The 10,689-nt window shown below is 41.4% G+C and carries 10 protein-coding genes and 1 pseudogene; 9 read left to right on the top strand and 2 right to left on the bottom strand.

What is annotated here, in order from left to right:
* The first annotated feature begins 858 nt into the window (after window positions 1-858).
* The 3 genes from ACW6QP_RS10165 to ACW6QP_RS10155 are packed head-to-tail and all read left to right on the top strand — an operon-like array spanning window position 859 to window position 3,337.
* The gene (locus tag ACW6QP_RS10165; protein WP_457910761.1) at window positions 859-2,208 is read left to right on the top strand and encodes a DEAD/DEAH box helicase; all 1,350 of its coding nucleotides are present in this window, start codon (window positions 859-861) and stop codon (window positions 2,206-2,208) included.
* A 1-nt stretch (window position 2,209) separates the two neighbouring features.
* A complete protein-coding gene (locus ACW6QP_RS10160; RefSeq protein ID WP_457910760.1) occupies window positions 2,210-3,082 on the top strand; it encodes an aldose 1-epimerase family protein in 873 nt (290 codons plus the stop codon).
* A gap of 30 nt (window positions 3,083-3,112) precedes the next feature.
* Entirely contained in the window at window positions 3,113-3,337 is a 225-nt protein-coding gene (locus ACW6QP_RS10155) for a hypothetical protein (protein ID WP_457910759.1), read from the top strand.
* 290 nt (window positions 3,338-3,627) lie between these two features.
* Here the strand turns inward: ACW6QP_RS10155 and lpdA are convergent, their stop codons facing one another.
* Together lpdA and ACW6QP_RS10145 are read right to left on the bottom strand one after the other, a co-directional pair.
* Window positions 3,628-5,034: a dihydrolipoyl dehydrogenase gene (lpdA, locus tag ACW6QP_RS10150; RefSeq protein ID WP_457910758.1), complete on the bottom strand. Its 1,407-nt coding sequence runs from the start codon at window positions 5,032-5,034 to the stop codon at window positions 3,628-3,630.
* 100 nt (window positions 5,035-5,134) lie between these two features.
* Window positions 5,135-5,593, bottom strand: a complete 459-nt coding sequence (locus ACW6QP_RS10145) for an Lrp/AsnC family transcriptional regulator (protein ID WP_457910757.1) — start codon at window positions 5,591-5,593, stop codon at window positions 5,135-5,137.
* A gap of 159 nt (window positions 5,594-5,752) precedes the next feature.
* Here ACW6QP_RS10145 and ACW6QP_RS10140 point away from each other — a divergent pair, with 159 nt between their 5' ends.
* From ACW6QP_RS10140 to ACW6QP_RS10115, 6 genes and pseudogenes are all read left to right on the top strand, one after another.
* Window positions 5,753-6,967 (top strand): aminotransferase class I/II-fold pyridoxal phosphate-dependent enzyme, encoded by a 1,215-nt coding sequence (locus ACW6QP_RS10140; RefSeq protein ID WP_457910756.1) that lies wholly within the window; start codon window positions 5,753-5,755, stop codon window positions 6,965-6,967.
* A 156-nt stretch (window positions 6,968-7,123) separates the two neighbouring features.
* Window positions 7,124-7,645 carry a hypothetical protein gene (locus ACW6QP_RS10135; protein ID WP_457910755.1) on the top strand — a complete coding sequence of 174 codons (522 nt, stop codon included), beginning with the start codon at window positions 7,124-7,126 and terminating at the stop codon, window positions 7,643-7,645.
* A 142-nt stretch (window positions 7,646-7,787) separates the two neighbouring features.
* Window positions 7,788-9,266, top strand: a pseudogene (nhaC, locus tag ACW6QP_RS10130) (Na+/H+ antiporter NhaC).
* 143 nt (window positions 9,267-9,409) lie between these two features.
* On the top strand, window positions 9,410-10,048 hold the full coding sequence (locus ACW6QP_RS10125; protein ID WP_457910754.1) for a redoxin domain-containing protein: 639 nt from the start codon (window positions 9,410-9,412) through the stop codon (window positions 10,046-10,048).
* A 17-nt stretch (window positions 10,049-10,065) separates the two neighbouring features.
* Window positions 10,066-10,380 (top strand): thioredoxin family protein, encoded by a 315-nt coding sequence (locus ACW6QP_RS10120; RefSeq protein WP_457910753.1) that lies wholly within the window; start codon window positions 10,066-10,068, stop codon window positions 10,378-10,380.
* On the top strand, window positions 10,361-10,609 hold the full coding sequence (locus ACW6QP_RS10115; RefSeq protein WP_457910752.1) for a DUF6952 family protein: 249 nt from the start codon (window positions 10,361-10,363) through the stop codon (window positions 10,607-10,609). Before ACW6QP_RS10120 ends, ACW6QP_RS10115 begins: the two co-directional genes overlap by 20 nt.
* Window positions 10,610-10,689 lie beyond the last annotated feature (80 nt).

Here is a 10,689-nt window from a genome sequence, read left to right as displayed (position 1 = left end):
AAGCTTGTAGGTCTGGAATTGCCTGAAACCTAGAAAAAAAAGAACTCCAAAAAAAAACCTACAAGGTCTTGGAGACCGTGCAGGAAGTACCGAACCCTGACCTGCAAGGTTTTTCCAAGCTTGTAGGTCTGGAATTGCCTGAAACCTAGAAAAAAAAGAACTCCAAAAAAAAACCTACAAGGTCTTGGAGACCTTGCAGGAAGAACCGGACCCTGACCTGCAAGGTTTTTCCAACCTTGTAGGTCTGAAATCGAAAAACAACCAAAAATATGAACCTTCAAAAAAACCTACAAGGTCTTAGAAACCTTGCAGGTTGGGATGAGATCCCGAACCGGACCCTGACCTGCAAGGTTTTTCCAACCTTGTAGGTCTGAAATCGAAAAACAAAAAAAATGAACCTTCAAAAAAACCTTCAAGGTCTTAGAGACCTTGCAGGAAGAACCGGACTCTGACCTGCAAGGTTTTTTTCAACCTTGTAGGTCTGAAATCGGCCGCTAACCCTGTAAAAAATGAACTCATAAAAAACCTACAAGGTCTTGGAGACCTTGCAGGTTGGGATGTGATCCCAAACCGGACCCTGACCTGCAAGGTTTTTCCAACCTTATAGGTCTGGAATCGAAAAACACCAACAAAAAAAGATGAACCTTCAAAAAACCTACAAGGTCTTAGAGACCTTGCAGGTTGGGATAAGGCCTTCGGCAGTGCAATTGAAAAAATGCGAAACTCTTGACGGGCTTTTCAGGTGAATGAGATCCCGACTTGCGTCGGGATTAGTTCAACTAACTGTTTTAAATGCAGCCTTCGGCTTTTTTAAAACAGAGTTTCACTAACTTTGTCTGCCCATAAAAACTTCAAGCTGTGACTTTTCAGGATTTAAATATTACCACTCCCCTGCTCAATGCATTGGAAGATCTCGGGATTAGCTCCCCCACCCCTATTCAGGAACAAACATTTTCTACAATAATGTCTGGTAGAGATATGGTAGGGATCGCGCAAACGGGGACGGGGAAAACCTTCGCCTATATGCTTCCCATATTAAGAATGTTGAAGTATTCTGAACAAAAAAATCCGAGGGTGCTGGTTTTAGTGCCTACACGCGAGTTGGTAGTTCAGGTGGTTGAAGAAATCGAAAAGCTTACGGCTTATATGAATGTTCGAATTTCTGGAGTGTATGGCGGAGTTAATATGAATACCCAGCAACAGAATTTGATGCAGGGCCAGGATATAGTCGTGGCCACGCCGGGAAGGCTTTATGACTTAGTGCTTAGAAGGGCCATTCAGTTTAAGTCCATCCAGAAACTGGTGATCGATGAAGTAGATGTAATGCTGGATCTTGGTTTCAAATTTCAGATCAATAATATTCTCGAATTGCTTCCGCAGCACCGACAAAATATTATGTTTTCGGCTACGATCACCGAGAATGTAGAAATTCTTATCGAATCGAATTTTAAAAGCCCCGAAACCATTTCGGTAGCCGCCAGCGGGACCCCACTGGACAATATCGAGCAAACCGGTTATAAAATTCCGAATTTCAATACCAAGGTAAATTTTCTCAAACATATCCTGGCAGATAAGGAAACCTATTCGAAAGTGCTGATTTTCGTGGCCTACAAGAGAATGGCCGATAGGCTTTACAAAGAACTGGAAGAATATTTTGTAGATGAATGTACGGTGATTCACTCCAACAAAACCCAAAATTACCGCCTGCGCAGTATAAAACAATTTGGCAGCGGGTTTTGCCGAATTCTGGTGGCAACCGATGTGATGGCCCGCGGGCTGGATATCGAATCGGTTAGTCACGTGATTAATTTCGATACGCCAAAATATCCCGAAAATTATATGCACCGAATCGGGAGAACCGGGCGAGCCGAAAAAGAGGGAAAATCGATTCTTTTAACTACTGAAGCTGAAATCGAATACCTTGACAGCATCGAGAATTTGATGCAAATGAAAGTTCCGCAAAAGCACTTGCCGGAAGAAGTGGAGATTTCTACGGAATTGATCCCTGAAGAGAGGCCTAAAGTTTTAGAGATCAATAATCCGACGAAAAGCGGAGATTTAGATGCTCCCGGCCCGGCTTTTCACGAAAAGAAAGAAAAAAACAAGAAAAAAAATCTTGGAGGTTCATACAGGCGGGAAATCGCGAAAAAGTATAAAAAACCCAAGACCAGGGGCGATAAAAATGCTAACCGAAGAAGGAAAAAATAGTATGCAGCAGCTAAAAAATGAGTTTCTAAGCATCGCCGTAAATCCTGTAGGAGCTGAACTTTCAAGCATTAAAAACCTGCAAACCGGCATAGAACATCTTTGGCAGGGAAACCCGGAAATTTGGGCCAGCCAGGCACCAAACCTATTCCCGGTGATCGGTGTTTTAAAAAACGGGGAATTTATTTTTGAAGGCCAGACTTACAAAATGCCCAAACACGGATTTGTGCGTTATAATAAGAATATTCAGCTGAAATCTCATAGCGAAGATGAGCTGATTTATGAATTAAAATCTTCTGAAGAAGCTTTAGAAAAGTATCCGTTTAAATTCAATTTTCAGATAAGCTTTAAACTGAATGGTAAAAGTCTGAAGGTAGACCACCGCATTGAAAATTTAGATGAGAAAACGCTGTATTTCTCGCTGGGCGGCCACCCGGCGTTTAATGCCCCGGTTTCGGTAAACGAATCTTATGAAGATTACTACCTCGAATTCGACCGCAAAATGGATTTACGAACTTATCTTCTCAATGATGAAGGCCTGATAAGCGAAAACACGCGCGGAATTCTGGACAACGAAGACAAAATTGGCCTTACTAAAGAGCTTTTTAATAGGGACGCGCTGATCTTTAAAAATATTCCCTCCAAAAAGGTAGCTTTAAAAAGCAAAAATTCAGGTACTATTTTAAGCGTAGAATACCCTGACTTTAAAAATTTAGGAATCTGGGCAAAGCCCGGGGCTCCCTATGTTTGTATCGAGCCGTGGCTGGGTATCGCCGATGTAGAAGGCACCGATCAAAACTTTAAGACCAAAGAAGGCATCGAACAGCTCGAACCGGGAGAAGTTTTTGAAGCCGGGTACAGCATTCAAATTCAGTGATTTATCAGGAATTATTTGTATTTCAGAAAGATGAAAACCGAACAAATAAAACTGAAATTAATTGAAAAGATTAGAAAATCTAATGACGATGATTTTCTAAGAAATATGCTGGATCTCTTTCCCGGTGAGGGAATTTATAACTTAACCTTAGAAGAAGAGAACGCGATAAATATCGCCAGAGAAGAAATTAAAAATGGTGAATATTATTCGCACAAGCAGGTAATGAGAGACCTGAATAAATCTTTTAAAAATTAGAATAAAAAAATCCCACCTTCCTGGCGGGATTATTTGTATTGGAGAATTAGAAAATTATGTTCTGTTCTTCTTCTTGGCGGCTTTGGCAGCGCGCTTTTCCTTTAAACTCAAAGCCGGTTCTTTTTTAGCCGAATTCTTCGAGGGTGACTTTTCTTTTGGCATTGTTTCTAAATTTAGAATTACCTTCTAAAGGTAGTTAAAGAATGAATACCAAATCAACCTGCAATAAAAAAAACAAAACCCGGAAATCTCTCGAAATCCGGGTTTATTTTTTCTGAATTTAAAATCGACTACACGTGCAGGGCACGGTTATCGGTTGCGGCCAGGGCAGCTTCCTTCACGGCTTCAGCAAAAGTTGGATGCGCGTGGCTCATTCTTGAGATATCCTCGGCAGAGGCACGGAATTCCATCGCGGTTACAGCTTCAGCAATAAGATCGGCCGTACGGGCTCCAATCATATGCACACCTAATACCTCATCGGTCTTTTCGTCGGCAAGGATTTTTACGAATCCGTCTAAATCTCCACTGGCTCGGGAACGACCCAAAGCACGCATTGGGAATTTACCTTCCTTATATTTTACGCCTTCTTCCTTAAGTTGCTCTTCAGTTTTTCCTACTGCAGCCACTTCGGGCCAGGTATAAACCACACCCGGAATAAGATTATAATCGATATGCGGCTTTTGCCCGGCGATGGTTTCAGCAACAAAAGTTCCTTCTTCCTCAGCTTTATGTGCCAACATAGCCCCCCGCACTACATCTCCAATCGCATAGATATTTTCTACGTTGGTTTGCAGGTGCTCATTTACTTCGATGGTTCCCTTATCTGAAACTTTTACTCCTGCAGCATCGGCATTTAGACCATCGGTAAAGGGACGTCGTCCTACAGAAACCAGGCAATAATCTCCCTTAATTTCTACTTCTTTACCTTTTTTATCATCGGCTTTGATGATCACCTCATCACCATTTCTCTCAACCGATTTCACCTTGGTAGAAACATGGAATTTCACTCCCTGTTTCTTTAGTACCTTCTGAAGTTCTTTCGAAAGAGCGCTATCCATTGTAGGAATAATGCGGTCCATAAACTCTACAACAGTAACCTCGGCTCCTAATCGGCGGTAAACCTGGCCAAGTTCCAGACCAATCACCCCACCACCAATCACGATCATATGATTCGGGATTTCCTTAAGTGTTAAGGCCTCGGTAGAAGTGATTACACGTTCTTTATCTAACTCAATAAATGGTAAGTTTGAGGGTTTTGAACCGGTTGCAATGATGATTTTACCAGCCTCGATGGTTTCGGTTTCTCCATCGTTTTTCTTAATGTTTACGTGGGTTTTATCCTTAAAAGAACCTACACCTTCATAAACATCAATTTTATTTTTATCCATCAGGTATTTTACCCCGTCACAAGTTTGACTCACTACCGAGTTCTTGCGCTCCATCATTTTCTCCAGGTTTACCTTAATTTCACCCGGAATTTCAATTCCGTGTTCTTCGAAATGCGCTACGGCATCGTGATAGTGATGGGAAGAATCCAGTAATGCTTTACTTGGAATACAACCTACATTAAGACAGGTACCCCCAAGGGTTGAATATTTTTCAATGATCGCAGTTTTCATTCCCAGTTGTGCGCAGCGTATGGCAGCCACGTAACCTCCCGGGCCTGATCCTATAACTGCAACATCATATTTACTCATAATTCAATGTTTTGTAATAGTTTTTAAACAAGTGACACAAAAGTACAACTATTCGCATCAATGACCAATGCGAAGCCCTGCCCTAAAAAAACTTTAAGAATTATAAATTTATGGCTGTGGTATTTTTCACTTTTTCGATCGTGAACGTACTTTGAGTACTTCCAATATGATCTAAAGTGGTGAGTTTAGTAACCATAAATTCGCGGTAAGCCTCCATATCTTTTACCATCACCTTTAATATGTAATCATATTCCCCGCTAATATGAAAACATTCCAAAACTTCAGGCAGGCTGGTGACCTCGTTTTCAAAACGGGTAAGATAGGATTTGGTGTGCTGGATAAGCTTTATCTGGCAAAAGACCATAAAGGCTTTTTCTACTTTTTCAGGATTTACCAGCGCCACATATTTGGAGATTACCCCCTCCCGTTCCAGTCTTTTAATACGTTCATAAACCGCAGTAACCGAAAGGTCTACCTTGAGGGAAATTTGTTTATGAGTTAATTTACTGTCTTGCTGCAGCAACTTTAAAATATCCTGGTCTTTTTTATCGGGTTTCATTCTGAAAAATTTTCATCTCTTAAAATCAAATCTAGAGAATTTCAGCATTATTTTCTGCATTTTCAATTATAAATAAATTTAAATTCTGAATATTCATAACCTCATTGATTTTGATTCTGAAATTCAGGAAATTTGGAGAAACCTTAAAAACCTATACCGATGAAATATAAACCGGCCGATAAAATCCAGGATCTTCAATACTTTGGAGAATTTGGAGGGGTAAACCCTTCAATTTCCGATTCTTCCACCTATACATTTCTTTCAGCAAAAACTATGTTTGACACTTTTGAAGGAAATGCCGATGGTTGTTATTTATACTCAAGACATTCTTCGCCTTCCAACTTATACCTGGGGGAAGCCCTGGCAGCGATGGAAGGTACCGAAACTGCCAATGTAGCCGCCAGCGGTATGGGGGCCATCACCCCAACCCTGCTCCAACTTTGTAAAGCCGGAGACCATATAGTTTCCAGCCGAACTATATACGGCGGTACTTATGCTTTTTTGAAAAATTTCGCACCTGGACTTAACATCAACACCTCTTTTGTAGATATCACAGATGCCGAAAAGGTGGAAGCTGCGATTACTAAAAACACCAAAGTATTGTATTGTGAGGCGGTGAGCAACCCACTTCTTGAAGTTGCCGATCTTCCCGAACTTGCCAAAATTGCCAAAAAACACGGGTTAACTTTCGTGGTAGACAACACTTTTTCTCCGCTTTCAATAAGTCCCAAAGCTTTGGGTGCCGATATCGTTATTCACAGTCTAACTAAATTCATCAATGGAAGCAGCGATACCGTGGGAGGAGTCACCTGCGGAAGCCAGGAATTCATAGACAGTCTTCGAAATGTGAACGATGGCGCCAGTATGTTATTGGGCCCTACTATGGATAGCCTTAGGGCAGCTTCTATTTTAAAGAACCTTAGAACCCTTCATATTCGTATTAAACAACACAGCCACAATGCCCAATTCCTGGCAGAAAAATTCCAGGAAGACGGATTAAGAACCGTTTATCCAGGTTTGGCAAGCCACCCTGGTCACGAAACCTTTAAGAAGATGATGAACGAATCCTACGGGTTTGGAGGTTTACTAACCATAGATGTAGGCAGCCTGGATAAGGCCAATGAGCTTATGGAATTAATGCAGAAGAAAAACCTGGGCTACCTCGCGGTAAGTCTTGGATTTTACAAAACCCTATTCAGTGCCCCGGGAAGCTCTACTTCTTCTGAAATTCCCGAAGAAGAGCAGAGAGAAATGGGCTTAAGCGACGGGCTTATTCGCTTCAGCATAGGTTTGGACAATGATATTGAAAGAACTTATAAAATAATGAAAGAATGTATGATCGAAGTTGGCGTACTTGAAAAGGAGATGGCCTAAACCTCGAATTTTTTAAAATTTCAGCCCCATTTCCTAAGTGAGATGGGGCTTTTTATATAAAACAGTATATTTATCGAAAAGAAAAACATGAAAAAGCTCTACCTATTAACATTATTTACAACTATTATAATTAATTGTCAAAACCTCCAGGCTCAAATGAATTTTCAAAACGAAGTAAAAATTTATTATGGCCTAACTGAAAGCAGTCTGGGTGCCGGCCAGGAGCTTATTGGAGGCCCCGGCTACAATGTAGAGAAATCCTTCGAAACCGGAATTAGATATATTTGGCGCCTACCTAACGGAATTGGTCTTGAGACCGGCGCCAATTTCTGGCAGGGTGATGTGATCATTACCTCAGCCCCAATGCCCGAACAAACTACCCGCACCGAGGAATTAAAGATCACCACCATTCCCGTGTTTGTAAACTATGAATTTTGGAACTATTTCTACATTAACGGTGGCCCCGTGATGGATTTTCAATCGACAGACAGCAGTTTTGCTCCGCAATCTGGCATAGGCCTGGGAGCAGGCTTTGGTGCTCAGTATGCTTTCAATCGGTTTTTGGTTTATATCAACCCCAACTGGCGTATGAGCAGCCTAATTCCTTTTGAAAAAGAAAATCATCATCCTCGACTTCAAACTTTGGGAGTTCAGTTTGGTTTGGGCTATAGTTTTTAAACAGACTTTCTCTAAAAATTTGTCGGTTTTACGGTAAAATCGTAAAATTACGGGCCCTAATGAAAAAGTATTAGAAATAAAGCATCAAAACCTCACATTTCACTAAAACTTGTGAGGTTTTCTTATTGAAACTACCAGCAATATGGATGAAAATACCAGCAATGAATCGGCTGCAACTATTCAGGAAAACAGAGAATTAAATATTTGGGAAGCTCTAATTCCCGTGTTTGCTTTAATCGCAATGCTTGCTTTTAATGTTTTTGTTTTTGGAGACGATGCGCTTAGCGGATCAAATCAATTTATTCTTTTGCTGGGTGGCGCAGTGGCCGCAATCGTTGGGTATTTCAACAATATTAAATACGATGCGATGATAGACGAGGTAGCCTCGAACATTCAATCTACCGCGGGCGCTATTCTCATTCTGCTTATGGTTGGGGCACTTGCAGGTACCTGACTTATCTCGGGAATTATTCCAACAATGATTTATTACGGGCTTCAGATTCTAAATCCTACCATCTTCCTGGCTGCCTGCGTGATTATTTGTTCGGTGATCTCGGTGGCCACGGGAAGCAGTTGGACGACTTCAGCCACGGTAGGGATCGCCCTTATAGGAATTGCCGAAGCTCTTGGAATTTCAGTAGGGATGACGGCCGGAGCCATACTTTCCGGCGCTTATTTTGGAGATAAATTATCGCCTCTTAGCGATACCACCAACCTGGCTCCTGCAATGGCAGGAACCGATTTGTTTACGCACATTCGCTATATGACCCTTACCACAGTGCCTACAATTCTGGTAACCTTAGTCGTATTTATAATCATAGGATTAAACCTTGACACCAGCGGGGTAACTGATACCTCCAGCATCCTGGCTTCCATAGAAAAATCTTTCAGTATTAGTCCCTGGTTATTTTTAGTGCCGGCCATAGTGATTGCTTTGATCGTAAAAAAAGTTTCACCACTTGTGGCTTTACTTCTGGGAACCCTGCTGGGAGCCGTGGCGGCCCTCATCTTTCAGCCTTCAATTGTGACTCAAATTGCAGGTGCCAGCGACCTCAATTTTATTAGCGGATACAAAGGAGTAATGCAGGCCATTACGGTAGATACCGCCGTAGAAACCGATAATCAGGATTTAAACGACCTCTTTTCTTCAGGCGGAATGGCGGGAATGCTCGGCACAATCTGGCTGATCATTTGTGCGATGGTTTTTGGCGGAATTATGGATGCCATCGGTGCCCTGGCCAGAATCAGTAAAGCTTTGCTGAATCTCTTTCATACCACTTTCGGGCTGTTTTCCAGCACCGTTATTAGTTGTTTGGCCTTGAATGCAACCGCATCAGACCAATACCTTGCCATTGTTGTACCCGGAAAAATGTTTGCCAAAGCCTATCGCGATAAAGGCCTGGCTCCCGAGAATCTTAGCCGTACCCTGGAAGACTCGGGAACGGTAACCTCGGTACTGGTTCCGTGGAATACCTGCGGGGCCTACCACAGCGGAGTCCTAGGAGTTCCGGTTGCCTCCTATTTTGGCTATGCCATCTTTAATTATTTGAGTCCGTTTATGACGCTACTCTTTGCCGGCTTCGGCATAAAAATTAAGCAACTCACCACAAAAAAAGCTTAAATAGAGATTATTTATTCTGAATTTAATTTCTGATAAGCAAAAACTATAATCAAATAATTTTTTAAAATCTCAATGCTTCGAAAAACTGAAGTCATTGGCTAAATTTGCACCCGAATTAGAAATCAAATTAAAACCTAAACAATATGTCACTAGTAGGAAAAAAATTTCCAAATCTTAGCGTAGATGCGATGAATGAAATGGGAGATACTTTCAAGATCAACGTTCTTGAAGAAGCTCAGAAAAACAACAAAAAAGTATTGCTTTTCTGGTACCCAAAAGATTTCACCTTTGTTTGCCCTACCGAGCTTCACGCTTTCCAAAAAGCTATGGAAGAATTCGAAAAAAGAAATGTTATGGTAATTGGTGCTTCCTGTGATACGCCCGAGGTACATTTTGCCTGGTTGAATACACCTAAAGATAATGGAGGAATTGAAGGAGTAACTTACCCAATTCTTGCAGATTCTAACCGTAACCTAAGTTCACGTCTTGGAATTCTGGATATCACCAACGAGCGATACGACGAAGAAACAGGAGATTTGACAGTAGACGGTGATAACGTAACTTACCGTGCTACTTACCTAATCGATGAAGAAGGAAAAATCTTCCACGAGAGCGTAAACGATATGCCACTTGGTAGAAACGTAACAGAATTCCTAAGATTAATCGATGCTTACACTCACGTTCAGGAAAAAGGTGAGGTTTGCCCGGCTAACTGGGAAGAAGGAAAAGAAGCGATGAACGCTAACCGCGATGGAGTTGCCTCTTACCTAAGCTTAAACTAAAAAAAAGCTAAAAAGTTATGATTAAGGAATTAGATCAGGATAATCTGGGTGAAATTGTTGGAAACAACAAAACTGTTGTGGTACAATATATGGCAACCTGGTGCGGCAACTGCCGATTGATGAAGCCCAAGTTCAAAAAACTGGCTTCAGAAAATGAGGATGTTGAATTCCTTTTGGTAGATGCTGAAAAATTTCCGGAATCACGAAAACTGGCAAATGTGGATAACCTTCCAACTTTCGCTACTTTCAAAGATGGAAATTTTGTGAACCAGGTGCAAACCAACAAGTTTGAGCCCCTAAAAGACTTAGTAAATGAAGTTACCAGTAATTAGACATTTACAGCGCAACAACGAGCTGCAAAAACTGGAAAATACGATTGAAGTATTGGAAAGTTTTACAGAACACCGCTCTGTGACCGATGAGGAAATGGATGTGATCGGGGAATTGATCTCCAATCTTTGCGGTGCCGTTGAAGTGCAACAAATGATCAATAATGGTGCAGATGAAAAATCTGCTGCCAATGAATTTATGCAGAAAGTGATCGGTTCTATAGATCGATAAATCTATCACTTAACCTACTGATAAAGGCCGTTTCCAAATTTTGGAGCGGCCTTTTTGTTTTATGATAAAATTAGTAAAAG

Source organism: Salegentibacter haimaensis, assembly GCF_054121495.1.
The sequence above is the reverse complement of the archived record's forward strand: the minus strand, read 5'-3'. Positions and strand labels throughout refer to the sequence as shown.